The following is a 19,732-nucleotide window of genomic DNA, read 5'->3' as shown; positions in this document are numbered from 1 at the left end:
ATGGAGGCCATGATGACAACCCAATCCCCGACGCTGGATCTCAAGGGCGCCATCGGCGCCCAGGTAGACGCGACCCTCGAGCAGATCCAGACGCTCTATCGCCAGCTGCACCAGCATCCGGAGCTGCCCTTCCAGGAGCATGAGACATCCGCACGGCTCGCCGAGGCCCTGGAGGGGCTCGGCTATGAGGTGACCCGTGGCGTGGGCGGCACCGGCGTGGTGGCGCTGCTCCGAAACGGCGAGGGCCCCACGGTGATGCTGCGCGGCGACATGGACGCCCTGCCGATCAAGGAGGCGACCGGCCTCGACTTCGCTAGCCGCGATACCGCCATCGCCGATGACGGCAACGAGGTGCCGCTGATGCACGCCTGCGGCCATGACCTGCACAGCAGCTGCGTGGTGGGTGCCGCCGCGGTGATGGCCGGGCTTCGGACGCACTGGTCCGGCACCCTGATGCTGATCTGCCAGCCCGCCGAGGAGATCTTCGGCGGCGCCAGGGCGATGCTCGACGACGGCCTCTACACGCGCTTCGGCCGCCCCGACGTGGTCCTCGGCCAGCACAACATGCCGGCCCTGGCCGGCACCGTCGGCCATATTGCCGGCGGCGCCATGGCGGCCTGCACCAACCTGGCGGTGACGATCCACGGAGCCGGGGGCCACGGCTCCATGCCGGCCCAGACGGTGGACCCGGTGGTAATCGCCGCCCACGTGGTGACCCGCCTGCAGACGATCGTCTCCCGGGAGGTGCCGCCGGAGGAGACCGTGGTGGTCACCGTCGGCAAGCTTGCCGCCGGCACCCAGGCCAACATCATCCCGCATTCGGCGGAGCTCGAGATCAACGTGCGCAGCTTCGACAACGCCCTGCACCGCCAGGTGGTCGCGAGCATCGAGCGCATCGTGCGCGCCGAGTGCGAGGCGGGGCGCTCGCCCAGGCCGCCGGAGTTCCGGGTGCTCAACGAGACCATCGCCCTGCACAACGATGCCGTAGCGGTGGAGCATGTGCGCCGCGCCCACGCCGAGCACTTCGGCGAGGCCAGCCTCTACGCCATGCCGCGGCTCAACGGCAGCGAGGACTTCCCCTTCTTCGGCAACGCCGAAGCGGGCGGCTTCGGCGGCGAGGATATTCCCTGCGTCTACTGGTTCATCGGCGCGACGCCAGCAGCGCGCTGGGCCGACACCCCCGGGGCGAGCGTGACCGAGAAGATGCGCCACCTGGAAATGCCCCACTCCCCCTACTACTTCCCGGGCAACCCGGTGACCCTGCGCACCGGCATCGAGGCCATGGCCGCGGGGGCCCTGGCCTGGCTGGCCCGCTGAGGCCCAGTTCATACGGCACGCTCATACGCCACGCTCATACACCACCATGCAGAAAGGCCGCCCCGAGGGGCGGCCTTTCTGCGTGGCGGCGGGCGTGACTGCGCCGGCCTCAGCACTCGATGGCACTGACGGCCAGCCCCCCCTTCGAGGTCTCCTTGTACTTCGCCTGCATGTCGGCCCCGGTGTCGCGCATGGTGCGGATCACCTTGTCCAGGGAGATGAAGTGCTCGCCGTCGCCGCGCAGCGCCATCTGGGCGGCGTTGATCGCCTTCACCGAGGCGATGGCGTTACGCTCGATGCAGGGCACCTGAACGAGCCCCCCCACCGGGTCGCAGGTCAGCCCCAGGTTGTGCTCCAGGCCGATCTCGGCGGCGTTCTCCACCTGGGCCACGCTGCCCCCCATCACCTCGGTGAGCCCGGCGGCGGCCATGGCGCAGGCGGAGCCCACCTCGCCCTGGCAGCCCACCTCGGCGCCGGAGATCGAGGCGTTCTTCTTGCACAGGATCCCCACCGCCCCGGCGGTGAGCAGGAAGCTCACCACGTCGCGCTCGCTCGCCCCCTTCCGGAACTGCATGTAGTAGTGCAGCACCGCGGGGATGATCCCCGCCGCCCCGTTGGTGGGGGCGGTGACCATGCGCCCGCCGGCGGCGTTCTCCTCGTTGACCGCCAGGGCGTAGAGGTTGACCCAGTCCATGGCCGACATGGTCGAGGCGATCAGCGAGTGGTCATCCTCGCTGGCCAGCATGCGCTGATGGAGGACCTTGGCGCGGCGCTTGACGTTCAAGCCACCCGGCAGCACGCCCTCGGCCTCCATGCCCTGCCGGACGCAATCCTGCATGGCGGCCCAGATCGCAAGCAGGCCGTCGCGGATCTCCTCCTCGCTGCGCCACGCCTTCTCGTTCTCCAGCATCAGCTCGCTGATGCACAGGCCGCTCTCCCGGCACATGCGCATCAGGTCGTCGCCGGTCTGGAAGTCGTAGGGCAGCGCGGTGGTGTCGCTGTCGAGCTCGCCCCGCTCGGCCTGGGCCGCATCGATGACGAAGCCGCCACCCACCGAGTAGTAGGTGTTGCGGTGGAGCTCGCCGGCGTGGCCGTGGGCGATCAGGCGCATGGCGTTGGGGTGATGCGGCAGGCTCTCGTCGAGCAGCTGCATGTCGCGAGCCCACAGGAAGGGCACGCTGTGGCGGCCATCCAGCAGCAGCGCCTCAGACTCCTGCAGCTCCTCGATGCAGGGCACGATGATGGCGGGGTCGATGCGGTCCGGCCGCTCGCCCATCAGCCCCATGATCACCGCGCGATCGGTGCCGTGGCCGATCCCGGTGGCGGAGAGCGAGCCGAACAGCTGCACCTCGAGGCGCGCCACCCGCGTCAGCAGCTCGCGCGCCTTCAGCTCGTCGAGGAAGTCACAGGCGGCCCGCATGGGCCCCACGGTGTGGGAGCTCGAGGGCCCGACGCCGACCTTGAACAGGTCGAAGACGCTGATTGACATGCTGTACCACCCTGGGCCGCGGAGCGGCCCTGTTGTTATGAATCGAATGTGATGAATCGAATGTTATGGATCTTACGGCCGATGAAGCGGGGCCGAGCCGCCGAGGGTCGCCCCACCCTGACAGCATAGGCACCCTCACTTGCCGCGGTAGTAGCCCGGCGCGACGAAGGGGGTCGGGCTGACCACCATCGGCAGACGCTTGCCGCGCACCTCGGCGAAGAGCGTGGTACCGACCTCAGCCAGCGCCACCGGCACATAGCCCAGAGCTACCGGCTTGCCCACGCTGGGGCCGAAGCCGCCGGAGGTGACGATGCCGATCAGGTTGCCCTCGGCGTCATAGAGCTCGGTGCCCTCGCGCACCGGGGCGCGTCCTTCGCCGAGCAGTCCGACCCGCTTGCGGCTGTGGTCCTTGGCCTCCACCTGGTGGAGGATCGTCTCGGCGCCGGGGAAACCGCCAGGGCGCTCGCCGCCATGGCGGCGCGACTTGCCGATTGCCCAGATCAGGCCGGCCTCGACGGGCGTGGTGGTGGTGTCGATATCGTGGCCGTAGAGGCAGAGCCCCGCCTCCAGACGCAGGGAATCGCGGGCGCCCAGGCCAATCGCCTCCACCTCCGGCTCCGCCAGCAGGCGGCGGGCCAGCGCATCGCTCTGCTCGGCGGCGACCGAGATCTCGAAGCCATCCTCGCCGGTATAGCCGCTGCGGCTGACCCAGACCGGGATGCCCGCGATCTCGAAGCGGCCGTGCTGCATGAAGATCATCTCGCAGGCCGCCGGGCAGAGCCGCTGCATGACCGTGGCGGCCTTGGGCCCCTGCAGGGCGATCAGCCCCCGGTCCAGCACCTCGATCTCGTGGCCCTCGGGCAGGTGCGCGCGCAGGTGGGCGATGTCCTGCGCCTTGCAGGCGGCGTTGACCACCAGGTAGAGGTGGTCGCCGGCGTTGACCGCCATCAGGTCGTCGAGAATCCCGCCCTCCTCGTTGGTGAACAGCGCATAGCGCTGCATCCCCTCGGGCAGGCCGATGATGTCCGCCGGCACCAGGGTCTCCAGCGCCTCGGCAGGAGCGGGGCCGCGCAGCAGCAGTTGGCCCATGTGTGAGACGTCGAACAGGCCGCAGGCGGCACGGGTATGCTCGTGCTCCTTCTTCACGCCTAGCGGGTACTGCACCGGCATCTCGTAGCCGGCGAAGGGCACCATCCTGGCGCCCAGTTCCACATGGAGGTCATGGAGGGGGGTACGGTTCAGCTGGCTCATCGCGGCGGCCTCTACAAGCGATCATGGCATTCGACCCGGCCCCCATCGCTGAGTGCCGGACCGACTCGGTTTCGGATGGGTCAAGAGTAGACCATGTTTCCTATTGGAAACAATGGGTGCGAGGGGAGAATCGCGTTCGCGACGCCATGGCCACATTCCAGCAAGTTCCGGGAAAGCTTGCCGGCAGGCGGGAGAACGGGTTTCCCATGGGAAACATGGGGCGACCGGCATGCCGCCGCAAGTTAGCCGCCGTCCGTCCCCTTGACGAGGGGCGCCATGCCCAGGCGCTCCACGCCGGGCAGCTTGAGCGCCGGACGACGCAGGTCGAGGCCCACGGCCAGCCCCAGCAGGTTCAGCTCCACCCCCTCGTCGAGGCCCAGGGTGAGGCCGAGCACGCCTCCCAGGGAGGCGGTCATGCCCCGGCCCCCCGGCGCCGGCGCCAGGGGGCCATCGAGCAGGTAGTCCTTGCCCACCGCGGTCACCGGCAGCACCGCCTCGAACCCCGGCACCTCGCGCACCACCCAGGCGGTGAAGGTGTTGCTGTTGGGCCCCGGCCAGGCGCGATAGGCCTGCGGGGCGGGGTAGTCCGCCACCGCCGCCTCGATGGCCGGGATCAGCGCCTCGGCGGGCGCTCCGCGGTAGTCTGCCAGCAGCGCCGGCGTGCTGCCGTACCAGGCACGGTCGGGGGCGGCGGTGGTCTCGCTGACCAGCGCCGGGCGCCGCCAGCTCATCACGTGATGCAGCTGCCACTGCGGGGCACCGGCCTCCCGGGTAGCGATCCAGGTATGCACACCGAAGGCGCCCCGCCAACCCCAGGCGCGGGCGGCATAGAGCTGCACGACCGCCTCCGGCGCCTCGGCAGGCGTAGGCGCCAGCCCCGCCGGCTCGCGTCCCGCCGAGGCCCAGTGCCGGCCCGTCGCCACCTCCTCGCTGGCAAGCATCCACAGCGGCCCCGCCAGCAGCAGCGACAGCATCAGCACCAGCCCGGCGAGCAGCCGCCACAGCATCCCCATCGCGCCCCTCCCCTTGAATACGCCCGCGGTTACCCGCATCTTCTGTGCAAATCCACTCTGACCCGGGAACCCCAACCATGCCCATCGTCGACCCGCGCACCGGCGAGCCCCTCGCCGCCGACACGCCCTCCGGCGCCAGCGATCCCGCCCCCGCCGGCGACGCCCCCGAGGTGATCGTCGACGCCGATGCCGGCAATATCCAGCAGCTGCTGGAGCTCTCCATGCAGGTGCCGGTACTGCTCGACTGCTGGGCCCCCTGGTGCGAGCCCTGCAAGAACCTGATGCCGATCCTGGAGAAGCTGGCCCGTGAATACCGTGGCGCCTTCATCCTGGCCAAGCTCAACATCGACGAGAATCAGGAGATCGCCGCCCAGCTCGGCGTGCGCTCGGTGCCCGACGTCAAGCTGATCAGCCAGGGCGGCCTGGTCGACCACTTCCAGGGCGCGCTGCCCGAGAAGCAGGTCCGCGAATGGCTGGGCCGCTATTTCCCGGCGCCGGAGGACGCCCCGGCCAGCCCCGAGGAGCAGGCCGCCGAGGCCCTGGCCACCGGCGATGCCGCCACCGCCCGCGCCCTCTACGAGGAGCTGGTGCAGCAGAACCCCCAGCACTACCCCTTCCAGGTGGAGCTGGCCCGGGCCCTGGTGGCCGAGGGCCGCGCCGCCGACGCCCGCGCACTGCTCGACAACCTGCCCCCGGAGGAGCGCGACGCCGCCCCGGCCCGGGGTGTGCGCGCCAGCATCGAGTTCGGCGAGGAGGCCCCCAGCGCCGAAGAGCTGGCCGCCCTGGGCGAGCGCGACGACAGCGAGGCGCAGTATCTGCGCGCCCTGCGAAACGTCGCCGACGGCAACTACGAGGCGGGCCTCGATGCCCTGCTGGCGCTGATGAAGGCCGACCGCGCCTATGGCGATGACGCCGCCCGCAAGACCCTGCTGCGGGTCTTCGACGCCCTGGGGGCCGACCATCCGCTGACGGTCACCTACCGCCGCCGGCTCTTCGCCCTGCTCTACTGAGCGGGCACCGACGCGGTACGACCAGGGGCAGGCGCCCCAGCAAGACGCCCCGGGCAAGCGCCCGGGGCGTTCACGTTCAGCCCGCCAGCACGCCATCCAGGCGCGCCAGCGCCGCCTCCAACTGGGTCGCCGTGGTGCCGAAGTTGAGCCGGGCGAACCCCGGCGCGCCGAAGTCGGCGCCGTCCGAGAGCGCCACCCCGGCACGCTGCAGCAGCGCCTGCTGGGGCGAGTCGCTGCCGGCCAGTGCCGGCGCCTGGCGCAGGTCGAGCCAGGCCAGGTAGGTGGACTCGGGCGCGCTCATCGTGACCCCCGGCCAGCGGGCCACCCGCTCGACGAGCGCCTGCCGATGGCCGCGCAGCACCTCGAGCAGCGCCTGGCGCCAGGGCTCGCCCTGGCCGTAGGCGGCCTCGGCGGCCAGCAGTCCCAGCACGTTGCCGTCCGGCGTCAGCCCCCTGGCCACGGCGGCAAAGCGACGGCGCAGGGCAGCATCGGGGATCACCGCGCAGGCGGTGGTCAGCCCCGCCAGGTTGAAGGTCTTGGAGGGCGCCCAAAGCGTTAAGGTGCGAGCGGCCAGCTCGGGGAAGGCCGCGGCCAGCGGCACGTGCCGGGCGCCCTCGTCCAGCAGCAGGTCGCAGTGCAGCTCGTCGGAGACCACGCAGAGGTCGTGGCGCACCACCAGCTCGGCCAGGCCGGCGAGCTCGTCACGGCGCCAGACTCGTCCGGTGGGGTTGTGGGGGTGGCACCAGAGCAGCAGCCGGGTGCGCGGGGTGATCGCCGCCTCCAGCGCCGCGAGATCGAGCCGCCAGGGCGCGCCGGGGGCTGCGGGCTCGGCCATCGCCGCCTGCTGGGGCGTACGGCCGGTGCGTTCGGCCACTCGCAGGAAGGGCGGGTAGATGGGCGTCACGGTCAGCACCCCGTCGCCCGGCTCGGTCAGCGCCAGGCTGGCCAGGTGAAGCGCCGGCACCACCCCGGGCAGCCACAGCTGCCAGTCGGGCTCGATGGACCAGCCATAGTGGCACTCGCTCCAGGCGCAGAGGGTCTCGCGCAGGGAGCCCGGCACCAGGCCATAGCCGAACACGCCGTGGTCGACCCGGGCGCGCAGCGCCGCGAGCACCGCCGGGGGCGAGACGAAGTCCATATCGGCGACCCACAGCGGCAGCACCTCGTCGTCGTAACGGTGCCACTTCTGGGACGGCCAGTCGGACGGGCGCTCGCCTGACGGGTGCCGCCGCTCCACCGGCGTGGCAAAATCGAAGTCCATGTCTCACTCCTTAACTTCAGGGCCCTGCAATGACCAGGACGATGCCATGACCAGCACGATGCCCCAGGACGGCTTCTATGCCAAGGTACGCCGCGGCCTGCCTGCACTGATCGACCAGTGGCGCACCCTGGGCCAGGGCGACGCCGACCGCCTGGCGCTGATCCTCGCCGAGACCGCACGGGTCGCCAGACTGGGCCAGCCAGAAGCCACGCCGGATGGGGCCACCCTGGTGGCCTGGACCGCGCCGGAGGCGGGTGACGAGATCCCGCTGTGGGCGGCGCGCACCGCCGCCTTCCTGCTGATGCAGATGCCCGCCCGGCCGCTGCCCGGGAACGACGACGAGGCCTGCGCCTGGGCCTACTGCTGGCTGCGCAACCGCGACTTCGCCGACCACGAGAGCGCCGAGGCCGCCCTGCCGGCCCACCTGCGCGGGCCGCTGGCCGCGCCCCTCAAGGCTGCCTGGCTGGACCGCCAGGGCCTGCGGCTCATCTAGCCGACCAGGCCCCTTCATAACGACAAGGAAACCCCATGGACGTCCCCTTGAGCTGGCAGCTTGCCAAGCTTCTGGTCTCGATCGGCATGGTGCTGGGCCTCGGCGCCATCGCCGTGCGCGTCAGCCCCCGGGTCGCCGGCCTGCTGGCCGGCTACCCCCTGGGCACCGCCATCGCCCTGTTCTTCATCGGCCTGGAGCTCTCCACGGGCTTCGCCGCCGAGAGCGCGGTGCATACCCTGGCCGGCTTCACCGCCACCCTGGCACTCGGCGGCGGCTACCTGCTGGCCGGCCGCCGCCCGGGCCTGCCCGGCGTGCTGACCGGCACCGCGGCGGGCCTGGCCGCCTTCCTGGCGGTGAGCCTGCTGCTCACCCGGGTGGAGTTCGATCGCCTCACCGGCACCCTCACCACCCTGGCGGCCATCGCGCTGTTCACCTGGCTCTACCGGCGGGTGCCCGACAGTCCCGCGCGCCCCGGCGGACGCTTCTCCTGGGCGGCGCTGGGCGTGCGCGCCCTGCTCGCCGCCGCCATCATCTTCGTGATCACCGGCCTCGCCCACGTCCTGCCGGCGGCCTGGGCAGGCGTCATGGCGGCCTTTCCGGTCACCATGTTCCCCTTCCTGGTGATCCTGCACCTGACCCACGGCCCCGGCCCGGTGGCCACGGTGATCAAGCACTACCCGGCGGGGCTCGGTTCGCTGCTCAGCTACACCCTCTGCGTCTCCCTGGCCTACCCGGTGCTGGGACTTGGCCTGGGCACCCTCGCCGGCTTCGCCGTGGCCACCCTCTGGCTGCTGGGCTGGACCCGGCTGCAGGCGTGGCAACTGGGCAGGCGCACCGCCCGGGCTTGACCGAGCGCTTGCTTGGGGCAAAGCTGTCCTGCCCGGATCACAGCAATCGAAACGACAACAAGGAGCGCCGCCATGTTCACCCGCACCGTCGAGCCCGCCTTCTACGACACCGATGCCCTGGGCCATATCAACAACACCCGGCTGCCGGCCTGGTTCGAGCTGGCCCGCAACGACCTCTTCCGCCTCTTCACTCCGGACCTCGACCCGCGCCAGTGGCGCCTGATCATGGCCCGCATGGAGGTGGAGTACCTCGCCGAGCTCCAGTACGGCAGCGAGATCGAGATCCGCACCTACGTCTCGCGGCTCGGCAACAGCTCCTTCACGGTGACCCAGGAGGCCCACCAGGAGGGCCGGATGACCAACATCGGCCGCACCGTGATGGTCCATTTCGACCACCAGAGCAAGAAGGCCGTGCCCATCGAGGGGGCGCTGCGCGCGGCGCTGGAAGCCCACGTGCGGGAGGAGCCGGTGGCCGCATGACCCCCGCCGTCAAGCAGCTCGAGCGGGCCGGCGTGGCCTTTACCCTGGCGGAGTACGCGCACGACCCGCGCACCCCCGCCTACGGCGAGGAGGCGGCGCGCGCCCTGGGGCTCTCCCCCGACGAGGTGTTCAAGACCCTGCTCGTCAAGCTCGACGACGGCCGCCTGGCGGTGGCCATCGTGCCGGTCGCGGGCCAGCTCGACCTCAAGGCGCTGGCTCGCGCCGCCGGCGCCCGCCGGGCCGCCATGGCCGAGCCCGAGGCGGCCCAGCGTGCCACCGGCTACGTGGTCGGCGGCATCAGTCCGCTGGGGCAGAAGCGCCGCCTGGCCACCTTCCTGGACGAAAGCGCCGCGGCGCTGCCGGCGATCCACGTCAGCGGCGGCCGGCGCGGGCTGGAGATCCGCCTGGCCCCCGCCGATCTGGTGCGCCTCACCGGCGCCAGGCTGGCCCCGCTCGCCAGAGGCTGACGCGGCGAGCCAAACGGCGTGTCATGCTGTCCCAATCACATGGCCGGCTCGGCCGACACCCGCCCCCGACAGGAGCTGATCATGGCCATCCGCTACGACCTCTGGCTGGACCCCGACAACGTCGCCCGGCACCGCGCCGTTGAGGCGGATCTGATCCGCTACTTCGTCGAGCGCTTCGCCGACTATCCCCACATCCGCTTGTTCGGCGCCGACCCCTACGATTATGATGCCCCGTTCAATCGACTCTACGACGTGCTGATGGCCCGGGCCGCGGACTACTGCGAGCGGGAGTGGCGCTATGCGCCCACCCCCGAGCAGCTCAACCGCGCCTTCTTCCTGGCCGTCGGCCAGTCCAACAAGTTTCTACGGGACCCCGACGATGGTGATCCGCACCGATCAGACTCCTGACGAGCGCCAGCTGGCGATCATCACCGCGCAGCTGGGCCGCGCTCCGCGCGGCATCGAGGCCGTGGCGGCCACCGACAGCGAGGGCACCCCGCTGGTGCTGCGCATGGCGCCGATCGTCGACGGCAAGCCCTTTCCGACCCTCTACTGGCTCTGCTCCGAGCGGCTCAAGGTGGAGATCTCGCGCATCGAGGCCGTCGGCGTGATCAAGCAGCTGGAGGCGCGCCTGCAGGAGGAGCCCGAGTTCCTCGCCGCCTACCACGCAAGCCATCGCGACTACGTGGCGGCCCGCTGGCGCCACATGAGCGAGGCACAAAAGGCGGAGGTAATCCGGCTGGGCTACGATGGCGTGCTCACCGAGCGCGGCATCGGCGGCATCGCCAACTGGGACCAGATACGCTGCCTGCACACCCAGTACGCCCACCACCTGTGCGGTGACAACGTTATCGGCCAGTGGATGGACGCCGAGTACGGCGTGGCCGACTGCCTGCCCGGCGGATCCCGACCCCATTCCCCCTGACCCTCAACGCCTCACTCTCGACACCCAACAAGGAGCCCCCGATGTACCTCGATACCCATGTCGTTGCCAGCCTCGCCCTGATTGCCAGCATGTTCGTGATCACCGGCGTCGGCCTCAAGCTGCTGCGCCAGGCCATGAAGCGTGACGCCGAGGGCACGCGCTGAGCCGCCGGCAAGCGACATCCCGCGAAGGGCGCCACCTCGGCGCCCTTCGTCGTTTCCGGGGGTGGGAAAGGGCTTGCGGCGACAGGCCCTCGGCGCCAGCATATGGCCCTGTGACGAGGTGACAGCGCCCCGGCCAACAGGCGGCCAGCGCACCTCTGCCAAGGAGAAGAGCATGCCAAGATTCTGTGTCTATCTGGGGTCAAGGGACGGTAACGACCCCCAGTTCCTCGAGACCGCCCGCGAGCTGGGCCGTGAGCTGGCCCGGCGCGGCCATGTGCTGGTCTACGGCGGCGCCCGCATCGGCCTGATGGGCGCCCTGGCGGATGCCGCCATGGCCGAGGGGGGCGAGGTGATCGGCGTGATGCCCGATCACCTGGTGGAGCGCGAGCAGGCCCACCGCGGCCTCACCGAGCTGATCCGGGTGCGCAACATGCACGAGCGCAAGGCCAGCATGGCCGCCCACGCCGATGCCTTCATCGTGCTGCCGGGCGGCATCGGCACCCTGGAGGAGTTCTTCGAGGCCTGGACCTGGCACTACCTGGGGCTCCACGACAAGCCCATCGGCGTGCTCGACAGCGCAGGCTTCTACACGCCGCTGCTGGCCTTCCTCGACAGCACCGTGGAGCACGGTTTCCTCAACGCCCGCACCCGGGCCGAGCTGTTCGATGCCGCCGAGCCGGCCGAGCTGCTGGATATCCTCGAGGCGCGGCTTGCCGAGCCGGCCTGACGTCGCGGGCCCGCGCGTCAGGCGCCGTCGGCCAGCTCGCGGGTACGCTGGTAGGTAAGCTGCAGCAGGCGGGCGTCCTCGCCGGCGCGATGCCGGCGGATGCCCAGCTCCTCGATCAGCGATTCCTTGGTCTGCTTCCAGAGCGCCAGCTGCCCCTCGCTGAGCAGCTTGCGCAGCGCCTCCAGCCGGAAGGCCGGCAGCATGCCGGCATGGTGGAAGAGCAGCGACAGCCAGGTGTTGTCGTAGCCCCAGCTGTCGCTGTAGGCGATGCCAAGCTCGCCGAGCTCGTCGTTGAGCCAGCGCGCCACCTGGCGCACCGGATACCCCTCGCGCTGCAGACGCGCGCGGCTGATGCCGTGCAGGAGCTCCGCCTTGGGGTCCCAGTGGGTCCACTCCGGCAGGGGCAGGATCAGGAAGGCGCAGCTGCTGCCATCGGGGCGAGCCAGGCCGACCTCGATGGGGTAGCTGCCGCGCCCGAACCCGGACGCCTCGATATCGAGCAGTGTCGGTAGCGTCACGGGAGCGCGGGTCCTCGAGGCCGAAGCTTGGGATGGAGAGGGCCGGGGCGTGATCACGCCCCGGCCGGGCGTCGGTCTAGTGTCGCGTCTCGGCTTCGCCGCTGTCCAGCGCCTCGGCGAGACCGGCGGCCTGGTCGGCCAGCTGCTGCCACTCGGCGGCGCGCTCGCGATCCACCGGCAGGCCAAGCTGGCCTTCGCCATAGGCACGGGCCAGGCGGGCCGCCGCCAGGGGGTGGCCGGACTCGCCGGCGCGGGCATACCAGGTCACCGCACGATCGTCGCGGCGCGGGTAGAGAACGCAGCCGTGCTCGTAGATCTGGGCGGCCTGATACTGGGCGCGAATGTCGCCGGCCTGGGCCGCCTCCATCACGTAGCGGGCCCCACGGGCCTTGTCCTGGGGCGTCAGGCCGCGATGGAAGAGCATATGGCCATAGACGGAGAGCGCCGCCGGATGACCGGCATCGGCGCAGCGCTGGAAGAGGTGCATGGTCAGCCGCTGGGTACGCGGAGAACGAGGCAGCCAGCGGGTATGGAACAGCTGCTCCGCCAGGCGGTATTCGAGCCGGGTGAACAGTGATGATGCCTGTGTCATGGCCAGTAACCGGGTCCTGTTGACGCAACGTGGAGACACTCGGCACCACCCTGTGCACGGCGTCTGTCATCTGCGAAAGCAAAACGCCCCGGAATCCAGGGGCGCGCAAGCGGCGGCCAGCATACGCCCGCCCCGCCCGGGACTCAACCCCGGGGGGGATTTGCCGCCCCCGCCGGGCTCCCCTACCATGCCTTTACTCCATGCATTTACCCCATGCCCCACCCCTTCGCAGACCCTGGCAATTGAGGAAGAGAGAATGCAGACGCGACCGCTGGGCACCACCGGCATCGAAGTCAGCCGCCTGTGTCTTGGCACCATGACCTTCGGCGAGCAGAACAGCGAGGCCGAGGCCCATGAGCAGCTCGACCGCGCCGTGGCCTTCGGCATCAACTTCATCGACACCGCCGAGATGTACCCGGTGCCGCCGAAGGCAGAGACCCAGGGCCGCACCGAGGCCTACATCGGCAGCTGGCTGAAGCAGCGCGGCAGCCGCGACGACGTGATCATCGCCACCAAGGCCGCGGGCCCCGGCCTCGATCACATCCGCGGCGGTCCGCGGCTGACCCGCGACCAGCTGCACCAGGCCATCGAGGCGAGCCTCGCGCGCCTGCAGACCGACTACGTCGACCTCTACCAGCTGCACTGGCCCGACCGGAAGACCAACTTCTTCGGCCGCCTCGGCTACGAACATGACGAGGAGGAGGAGACCACGCCCCTCGAGGAGACCCTCGGCGCCCTCAAGGAGCTGGTGGATGCCGGTAAGGTGCGCGCCATCGGTCTCTCCAACGAGACCCCCTGGGGGGTGATGCGCGCCCTGCAGCTGGCCGAGACACTGGGCCTGCCGCGGGTCGCCTCGGTGCAGAATCCCTACAACCTGCTCAACCGCACCTTCGAGGTGGGCCTGGCCGAGATCGCCCACCGCGAGCAGGTGGGCCTGCTGGCCTACTCGCCGCTGGCCTTCGGGGTGCTCTCCGGCAAGTACCTGAAGGGCGTGCGGCCCGAGGGGGCGCGGCTGACCCTCTTCGAGCGCTTCCAGCGCTACACCAATCCCCAGGCCGAGGCGGCCACCGCCGAGTATGTGCGGATCGCCCAGGACGCCGGCCTGGACCCGGCCCAGATGGCGCTGGCCTTCGTCAACTCGCGCCCCTTCCTGACCAGCAACATCATCGGCGCCACCACCATGGAGCAGCTCGAGAGCAATCTCGAGAGCGACTTCCTCAAGCTCGACAGCGAGGTGCTCGAGGCCATCGAGGCGGTACACCGGCGCCAGCCCAACCCGGCGCCCTGAAGCCGGGCCGGCGGGCGCCGCGCTCGAGGGCTATCACCGCGATAGCCCAACCGCCGCGGCGCCCTTGGTATACTCGGGGCACTTCCACCGGATCAGGAGCGCCCCCATGCTGAGCGTGATCTCGCCCGCCAAGACGCTGGACTTCGAGACCCCGGCCACCACCGCCATGCACACCCAGCCGGACTATCTCGACCGCAGTCGCGAGCTGATCGAGATCCTGAGCGACGTCTCCCCCCAGCGGCTCTCCGAGCTGATGGGCATCAGCGACAAGCTGGCCGCCCTCAACGCCGCTCGCTTCGCCGAGTGGCGCCCCCCCTTCACCCCGGAGAACGCCAAGCCGGCCGCCCAGGCCTTCCAGGGCGACGTCTACGTGGGGCTCGCGGCGGACACCTTCAGCGACGACGACAACGCCTTCGCCCAGGCGCACCTGCGCATCCTCTCCGGGCTCTACGGCCTGCTGCGCCCCCTGGACCTGATCCAGCCCTACCGCCTGGAGATGGGCACCCGGCTTGCGAACCCGGCGGGCAAGGACCTCTACGCCTTCTGGAAGGGCACCCTCACCGAGGCCCTCGACCGGGCCGTGGCCGAGAGCGGCAGCCCGGTGCTGGTCAACCTGGCCTCCAACGAGTACTTCAAGGCCATCGACGCCAAGGCCCTCAAGGCGCGGGTGATCACCCCGGTCTTCAAGGACGAGAAGAACGGCAAGCTCAAGATCATCAGCTTCTACGCCAAGAAGGCGCGCGGCCTGATGGCGGCCTGGATGATCCGCGAGCGCCTGGACGACCCGGAGGGGCTCAAGGGCTTCAAGGTCGCGGGCTACGCCTACAACGCGGCCATGAGCGAGGGCGACACCCTGGTCTTCACCCGCCCCGAGGGCGCCGCCTGAGGGCAGCGGCGCCCGGGTCGCCGGCCGGAGTGGCTACACGAAGCTGAGCGGGCGCGCCGAGCGCCCCTTGAGGAAGCGGCGATGGGCCTGCTTGAAGCGCTCGTCGTCGCAGCGATGCAGCCACTCGTAGGCCACCATGTCGGCGCTGACCGGCACCGCCCCCGCCTGCATCATGCGCTCCCGGGCCAGGCGCGCCTCCGCGGCACGGCGGCTGGCGCAGGCCTCGGTGAGCCAGTAGACCTCGTGGCCCGCAGCCAGCAGGCCGAGCCCCGTCTGCATCACACAGATATGCGCCTCGGTGCCGCACAGCACCACCTGGCGCCGGCCGCTCTCGGCCAGGGCGGCGCTGAACTCGGGGTTGGCACAGGCGTCGAAGGTGAGCTTCTGCCACAGCCGGTGGCCAGGCAGCGCCTCCAGCAGCCGCGGCTCGCTGCCGCCGAGCCCTTCCGGGTACTGCTCGGTCACCCACACCGGCACCTCGAGGAACTCGGCCAGGCCGCCCAGCCAGGCCGCCTCGGTGACCGCCTGGTCGCCGTGCTCGATCAGCGGCAGCAGCCCGGCCTGCAGGTCGACGATCAACAGCAGGCTCTCCTCTCGTGACAGGCGCATGTTGGGGTCTCCTTGTGCTTGTTGTCGGTTTTTATGGTGCCCCCCAGCATAGCCGGTAGAATGAACCGACTCGACCTTCCCACCCCCTACCAAGACCAAGATCGGAGGCTCCCCTGATGCGACATCTGCTTGTCATGCTGGTCGTCGGACTCTTTACCCTCGGCCCGGCCCTGGACTACGCCGAGGCCCGCCGCCTGGGCGGCGGCGGAAACGTCGGCAGTTTCTCCCGCTCCGCGGACCGCCCCGCCGCCGCGCCCAACCAGGCCGCTCCCGCCCGCCAGGGCCAGCAAGGCGCCGCCGCCGGCTCGCGCATGCCCGGCATGCTGGGGGGCCTGCTCGCCGGTGGCCTGCTCGCCGCGCTCTTCTTCGGCGGCGCCTTCGATGAGCTGCGCATGATGGATATCCTGCTGATCGCCGGCCTGGCCTTCGCCGTGATCTGGTTCCTGCGCCGCCGTACCGCCATGGCAGGCGCGGGTGCCGGCAGCGCGGCGCCCCAGGCACGCACCGAGCACACCGCCTCCCCCGGTGCCCAGGCCTTCCAGGCCAGCGCACCGCCGGGGAGTGGCGGCGCCGCCTTCGCCGGCGAACCCGAGTGGTTCGACCGCGAACGCTTCCTGGGCGGCGCCAAGGAGCACTTCATGACCCTGCAGCGTGCCTGGGACAACAATGACTTCTCGGGCATCCAGGAGTACGTGACCCCGGAGCTCTACAACCTGCTGCGCGCCGAACGCGACCGTCACCCGGCCAACAACCGCACCGAGGTGGTGCGCCTGTTCGCCGAACTGGGCATGGTGCAGGAGGTCGGCCAGCAGGCCGAGGCGACCGTGATCTTCCACGGCATCCTCGACGAGAACGGCGAGCACAATGAGTTCAACGAGACATGGCACCTGGTGCGCGACCTGCGCGACGGCGCCCCCTGGTACGTGCAGGGCATCGAGCAGAACGGCTGAGCCACGCCGGAGCGCCTGACGCTCTTCCATGATGCGGAAAGGCCGGACGATCTCGTCCGGCCTTTCCGCGTCAGGATCCCGGATCGGTCGTCAGTTTCCCTCGGCGCTATCCTGGATCGACTCGCCCATCTCCTCGACGCTCTCGCCGGCATCTTCCATGGCCTCGTCGAGCTCCTGGCCGGCCTCCTCGGCGGGGCCGGGCTCATCCTGGCAGCCCACCAGGCCTGCCGCCAGCATGCCCACCAGCAGCGCCAGACCAAGCTTCTTGAGCATCTCGTGTGTCATGGGGTGTCTCCTCCTGAGTCATTTCCTTGAACGGCAGTCGCCAGGGCGACCACCCTCTCACCCTAGCCAACTCCCGGCGGCGCCACCACTACGCGATGCAACGCCGCGTAACCGGCGGCAACATACCGATCATGAAGGAAAAAAAGGCGCACCCCAAGGAGGTGCGCCCACGACCACTCATATGACTCAAACAGCCGTTTCATCCTAGCCTGCCTTTCGCCCATTTTCAAACAGATGTTTCACTGCCGCACTGGCGTTTGCTCACGGAGGCCCCATGACGCCGCCTTGAGGCGGGTGATATGATCCATGATCAGCGACCTATAACGACTCGAAGACATCAACAGCACAACGAGGAACCCGGCTTGTCACATTTACCGGTGATCGTCGGCATGGGCGGCGTGAACCCCGCCGGCAGAGCCTCGGGCCACCAGGCGTTTCGTCGCACCGTGCTCGACGCCCTGCCCGACGACGACCAGGCCAGCACCCTGCTGGGCCTGGCGGCCATGATGCGCCTGGCCAGCGCCGATGAAGATGGCCGCTGGCAGGACGCCGATGGGCGCCCCCTGGACGCCGCCGAGATCGTCGCCCAGACCCGCCAGCAGGTGCTCGACCATACCCTGATCCGTCGCATCGAGGACCCCCGGTTCAACGAGGCGGGCCTGCCCGCCAATCGCCGGGCCAGCCTCGAGCTGGATGCCCCCCTGGTGTTCCGCATTCGCCGCCGCCAGCTGCCGGAGGACCTGCCGCCCGCCTGGCAGGTTCGCGAGCTCGACCGCCATAGCCTGGAGGTCACGGTGCCCGCCGGCAGCATGGAGGTGATGCTGCCGGAGAAGCGCCCGGCCCAGGTGCGCGCCGCCGGCCAGCTGCCCACGGGCTTCGAACCCAGCCGGCTCTACCGTAGCGTCCACCATCCGCGGGGGCTCTCCATGGCGATCTTCGCCGCCAGCGACTGCCTGGGCGACAGCGGCCTAGAGTGGGACAGCCTGCGCGATCGCCTCGACCCCGACGAGGTGGCCGTCTACGCCGGCAACTCCATCGGCCAGCTCGATGACGAGGGCTGGGGCGGCCTGCTCAAGAGCTTCGTCTCCGGCAATCGCGCCACCTCCAAGCAGATGCCGCTGGGCTATGGCCAGATGCCTGCCGACTTCCTCAACGCCTATGTGCTGGGCAGCGTCGGTGGCACTGGGGCGGCGCTGGGCGCCTGCGCCAGCTTCCTCTACAACCTGCGCCTGGGCGTGGATGACATCCAGGCCGGCCGCCGCCGGGTGGTGATGGTCGGCACCGCCGATGCACCGGTGACCCCGGAGATCATCGAGGGCTTCCGCGCCATGGGGGCGCTGGCCGACGATGAGAGCCTCAAGGCGCTGGACGCCCTGACGCTGCTGACCGACGCTGACTACCAGCGCGCCTGCCGCCCCTTCGCCCGCAACTGCGGCTTCACCATCGCCGAGTCCAGCCAGTTCGTGATGCTGATGGACGACAGCCTGGCGATGGAAGTGGGCGCCGAGATCCTCGGCAGCGTGCCCGGCGTCTTCGTCAACGCCGACGGCTGGAAGCGCTCCATCTCCGCCCCCGGCATCGGCAACTACATCACCCTGGGCAAGGCCGCCTCCCTAGTGCGCGAGATCCTCGGCGAGGAGGCGCTCCGGCAGCGCACCTTCCTCCACGCCCACGGCACCAGCACCCCCAAGAACCGGGTGACGGAGTCCCATGTCTTCGACCTGGTGGCCAGGGCCTATGGCATCCATGACTGGCCGGTGGTGGCGGTCAAGGCCTACGTGGGGCACTCCCAGGGCAGTGCCGCCGGCGACCAGATCGCCAGCGCCCTGGGCAGCTTCGCCCATGGCCTGCTGCCCGGCATCAGCACCCTGGAGGCCGTGGCCGACGACGTGCACGCCGAGCGCCTGCGCCTTTCCCGCGAGGCCGTGCCCTTCGCGGCGGACGCCGCCTTCATCAACGCCAAGGGCTTCGGTGGCAACAACGCCACCGGCGTGGTGCTCTCCCCCGCGGTGACCGAGCGCCTGCTGGCCGCGCGTCACGGCGCGGCCGCCGTGGCCGCCTGGCAGGATCGCCGCGAGGCCACCCGCAAAGCCGCCGCCGACTATCGCCGGCGGGCCGACCAGGGGCAGTTCACGGCCCACTACCGCTTCGGCGAGGGCGTCCTGGAGGGTCCCGAGCTCACCATGAGCGACGCCGAGCTCGAGATTCCCGGCTATGCACGCCCCGTCTCCCTGGCGGTGGATAACCCCTACGGACGACTCCCGGACGCCGACCGATGAACATTGCCGTCTACCCCGGTACCTTCGACCCCATCACCAACGGCCACTTCGACCTGATCGAACGCGCCTCGCGGCTCTTCGACAAGGTCGTGGTCGCCATCGCCACCAGCCCCGGCAAGAGGCCGGCCCTCGACATCGGTTCGCGGATCGCCCTGGCGCGCGAGGTGGTCGCCGAGCTGGACAACATCGAGGTGGTCGGCTTCTCGGGGCTGATGACCGAATTCATGCAGCAGCAGCAGGCACGGATCCTGCTGCGCGGCCTGCGGGCGGTCTCGGACTTCGAGTACGAGCTGCAGCTGGCCAACATGAACCGCGCCCAGATGCCGGAACTCGAGACCGTCTTCCTGACGCCGGCGGTGGAGAACTCCTTCATCTCCTCCACTCTGATCCGCGAGATCGCCAAGCTGGGCGGCGACGTATCGCAGCACGTGCACCCCAGGGTCGCCGCGGCGCTGAAGAGCCATTACAATACCTGACCAACAGCATCGGGCTTTCCCTTCCGCCGCGCCTCTGCGCAGGCGGAACAAACCCCGTGCCGCCCGAACAGAACTTCCGTGAGGTATCCCCATGGCCCTGATGATCACCGACGAGTGCATCAACTGCGACGTCTGCGAGCCCGAATGCCCCAACGGCGCCATCTCGGCGGGGGAAGAGATCTACGTCATCGACCCCAACCTCTGCACCGAGTGCGTCGGCCACTATGACGAGCCCCAGTGCCAGCAGGTCTGCCCGGTGGACTGCATCCCCCTGGATCCGGCACACGAGGAGAGCCGCGACGAGCTGATGGCCAAGTATCGCCTCATCACCGCGGCCTGAGCAGCGCGCCCTCGCCTCGCTGCCCTCCTCGCAACGCAGAACGCCCCGCTATCGAGCGGGGCGT

At 70.2% G+C, this 19,732-nt stretch carries 24 protein-coding genes; 16 read left to right on the top strand and 8 right to left on the bottom strand.

What is annotated here, in order from left to right; genetic code table 11:
- Positions 1–12 precede the first annotated feature (12 nt).
- Entirely contained in the window at positions 13–1,317 is a 1,305-nt protein-coding gene (locus D1793_RS16145) for an amidohydrolase (protein ID WP_119023729.1), read from the top strand.
- A 109-nt stretch (positions 1,318–1,426) separates the two neighbouring features.
- Here D1793_RS16145 and D1793_RS16140 read toward each other — a convergent pair whose 3' ends face one another.
- From D1793_RS16140 to D1793_RS16130, 3 genes are all read right to left on the bottom strand, one after another.
- Positions 1,427–2,806, bottom strand: coding sequence for an L-serine ammonia-lyase (locus D1793_RS16140; RefSeq protein WP_119023051.1), 1,380 nt, complete (start codon positions 2,804–2,806; stop codon positions 1,427–1,429).
- A 135-nt stretch (positions 2,807–2,941) separates the two neighbouring features.
- Entirely contained in the window at positions 2,942–4,057 is a 1,116-nt protein-coding gene (gene gcvT, locus D1793_RS16135) for a glycine cleavage system aminomethyltransferase GcvT (RefSeq protein WP_119023050.1), read from the bottom strand.
- Positions 4,058–4,299: 242 nt separating this feature from the next.
- Entirely contained in the window at positions 4,300–5,070 is a 771-nt protein-coding gene (locus tag D1793_RS16130) for a DUF3750 domain-containing protein (RefSeq protein WP_119023049.1), read from the bottom strand.
- Positions 5,071–5,147: 77 nt separating this feature from the next.
- Between D1793_RS16130 and D1793_RS16125 the strand changes: the two genes are divergently transcribed.
- Positions 5,148–6,080 (top strand): tetratricopeptide repeat protein, encoded by a 933-nt coding sequence (locus D1793_RS16125; protein ID WP_119023048.1) that lies wholly within the window; start codon positions 5,148–5,150, stop codon positions 6,078–6,080.
- Positions 6,081–6,156: 76 nt separating this feature from the next.
- Here D1793_RS16125 and D1793_RS16120 read toward each other — a convergent pair whose 3' ends face one another.
- Positions 6,157–7,341 (bottom strand): PatB family C-S lyase, encoded by a 1,185-nt coding sequence (locus D1793_RS16120; protein ID WP_119023047.1) that lies wholly within the window; start codon positions 7,339–7,341, stop codon positions 6,157–6,159.
- A 58-nt stretch (positions 7,342–7,399) separates the two neighbouring features.
- Here D1793_RS16120 and D1793_RS16115 point away from each other — a divergent pair, with 58 nt between their 5' ends.
- The 8 genes from D1793_RS16115 to D1793_RS16085 all read left to right on the top strand — a co-directional run bounded on the left by D1793_RS16115 (position 7,400) and on the right by D1793_RS16085 (position 11,445).
- Positions 7,400–7,834, top strand: coding sequence for a hypothetical protein (locus D1793_RS16115; protein WP_119023728.1), 435 nt, complete (start codon positions 7,400–7,402; stop codon positions 7,832–7,834).
- A gap of 35 nt (positions 7,835–7,869) precedes the next feature.
- On the top strand, positions 7,870–8,682 hold the full coding sequence (locus D1793_RS16110) for a hypothetical protein (RefSeq protein ID WP_119023046.1): 813 nt from the start codon (positions 7,870–7,872) through the stop codon (positions 8,680–8,682).
- A gap of 72 nt (positions 8,683–8,754) precedes the next feature.
- Positions 8,755–9,162: a thioesterase family protein gene (locus tag D1793_RS16105; RefSeq protein WP_119023045.1), complete on the top strand. Its 408-nt coding sequence runs from the start codon at positions 8,755–8,757 to the stop codon at positions 9,160–9,162.
- Positions 9,159–9,629: a Cys-tRNA(Pro) deacylase gene (gene ybaK, locus D1793_RS16100; protein WP_110070115.1), complete on the top strand. Its 471-nt coding sequence runs from the start codon at positions 9,159–9,161 to the stop codon at positions 9,627–9,629. Before D1793_RS16105 ends, ybaK begins: the two co-directional genes overlap by 4 nt.
- 81 nt (positions 9,630–9,710) lie before the next feature.
- Positions 9,711–10,037 (top strand): hypothetical protein, encoded by a 327-nt coding sequence (locus tag D1793_RS16095; protein ID WP_119023727.1) that lies wholly within the window; start codon positions 9,711–9,713, stop codon positions 10,035–10,037.
- Positions 10,009–10,554, top strand: coding sequence for a DUF501 domain-containing protein (locus D1793_RS16090; RefSeq protein WP_119023044.1), 546 nt, complete (start codon positions 10,009–10,011; stop codon positions 10,552–10,554). Before D1793_RS16095 ends, D1793_RS16090 begins: the two co-directional genes overlap by 29 nt.
- Before the next feature lie 41 nt (positions 10,555–10,595).
- Positions 10,596–10,718, top strand: coding sequence for a hypothetical protein (locus tag D1793_RS20055; RefSeq protein ID WP_258306282.1), 123 nt, complete (start codon positions 10,596–10,598; stop codon positions 10,716–10,718).
- 172 nt (positions 10,719–10,890) lie between these two features.
- Positions 10,891–11,445 carry a TIGR00730 family Rossman fold protein gene (locus D1793_RS16085; protein WP_119023043.1) on the top strand — a complete coding sequence of 185 codons (555 nt, stop codon included), beginning with the start codon at positions 10,891–10,893 and terminating at the stop codon, positions 11,443–11,445.
- Positions 11,446–11,462: 17 nt separating this feature from the next.
- Here D1793_RS16085 and D1793_RS16080 read toward each other — a convergent pair whose 3' ends face one another.
- Together D1793_RS16080 and D1793_RS16075 are read right to left on the bottom strand one after the other, a co-directional pair.
- Positions 11,463–11,963: a hypothetical protein gene (locus D1793_RS16080; protein WP_119023042.1), complete on the bottom strand. Its 501-nt coding sequence runs from the start codon at positions 11,961–11,963 to the stop codon at positions 11,463–11,465.
- A gap of 76 nt (positions 11,964–12,039) precedes the next feature.
- A complete protein-coding gene (locus tag D1793_RS16075; protein WP_119023041.1) occupies positions 12,040–12,555 on the bottom strand; it encodes a tetratricopeptide repeat protein in 516 nt (171 codons plus the stop codon).
- A gap of 256 nt (positions 12,556–12,811) precedes the next feature.
- Between D1793_RS16075 and D1793_RS16070 the strand changes: the two genes are divergently transcribed.
- Together D1793_RS16070 and yaaA are read left to right on the top strand one after the other, a co-directional pair.
- Positions 12,812–13,843 carry an NADP(H)-dependent aldo-keto reductase gene (locus D1793_RS16070; protein WP_119023040.1) on the top strand — a complete coding sequence of 344 codons (1,032 nt, stop codon included), beginning with the start codon at positions 12,812–12,814 and terminating at the stop codon, positions 13,841–13,843.
- Positions 13,844–13,949: 106 nt separating this feature from the next.
- On the top strand, positions 13,950–14,729 hold the full coding sequence (gene yaaA, locus D1793_RS16065; RefSeq protein WP_119023039.1) for a peroxide stress protein YaaA: 780 nt from the start codon (positions 13,950–13,952) through the stop codon (positions 14,727–14,729).
- A gap of 33 nt (positions 14,730–14,762) precedes the next feature.
- On the opposite strand, the gene D1793_RS16060 is transcribed toward yaaA, so the two are convergent.
- Positions 14,763–15,338 carry an isochorismatase family protein gene (locus tag D1793_RS16060; RefSeq protein WP_119023038.1) on the bottom strand — a complete coding sequence of 192 codons (576 nt, stop codon included), beginning with the start codon at positions 15,336–15,338 and terminating at the stop codon, positions 14,763–14,765.
- Positions 15,339–15,454: 116 nt separating this feature from the next.
- Between D1793_RS16060 and D1793_RS16055 the strand changes: the two genes are divergently transcribed.
- Positions 15,455–16,288 (top strand): Tim44-like domain-containing protein, encoded by an 834-nt coding sequence (locus D1793_RS16055; RefSeq protein ID WP_119023037.1) that lies wholly within the window; start codon positions 15,455–15,457, stop codon positions 16,286–16,288.
- A gap of 90 nt (positions 16,289–16,378) precedes the next feature.
- Here D1793_RS16055 and D1793_RS16050 read toward each other — a convergent pair whose 3' ends face one another.
- Positions 16,379–16,573, bottom strand: coding sequence for a hypothetical protein (locus D1793_RS16050; RefSeq protein WP_119023036.1), 195 nt, complete (start codon positions 16,571–16,573; stop codon positions 16,379–16,381).
- 389 nt (positions 16,574–16,962) lie between these two features.
- Here D1793_RS16050 and D1793_RS16045 point away from each other — a divergent pair, with 389 nt between their 5' ends.
- The 3 genes from D1793_RS16045 (at position 16,963) to D1793_RS16035 (ending at position 19,668) form a co-directional block, all read left to right on the top strand.
- Positions 16,963–18,852: a beta-ketoacyl synthase gene (locus tag D1793_RS16045; protein ID WP_119023035.1), complete on the top strand. Its 1,890-nt coding sequence runs from the start codon at positions 16,963–16,965 to the stop codon at positions 18,850–18,852.
- Entirely contained in the window at positions 18,849–19,328 is a 480-nt protein-coding gene (coaD, locus tag D1793_RS16040) for a pantetheine-phosphate adenylyltransferase (RefSeq protein ID WP_119023034.1), read from the top strand. The genes D1793_RS16045 and coaD overlap by 4 nt, the downstream gene beginning before the upstream one ends.
- 91 nt (positions 19,329–19,419) lie before the next feature.
- Positions 19,420–19,668, top strand: coding sequence for a YfhL family 4Fe-4S dicluster ferredoxin (locus tag D1793_RS16035; protein WP_110070127.1), 249 nt, complete (start codon positions 19,420–19,422; stop codon positions 19,666–19,668).
- Positions 19,669–19,732: the final 64 nt, after the last annotated feature.

The organism is Halomonas sp. JS92-SW72, from assembly GCF_003547075.1.
In the GTDB taxonomy this organism is placed as follows: Bacteria; Pseudomonadota; Gammaproteobacteria; order Pseudomonadales; family Halomonadaceae; genus Halomonas; species Halomonas alkalicola.
This window is presented reverse-complemented; position numbering and strand designations above follow the sequence as displayed.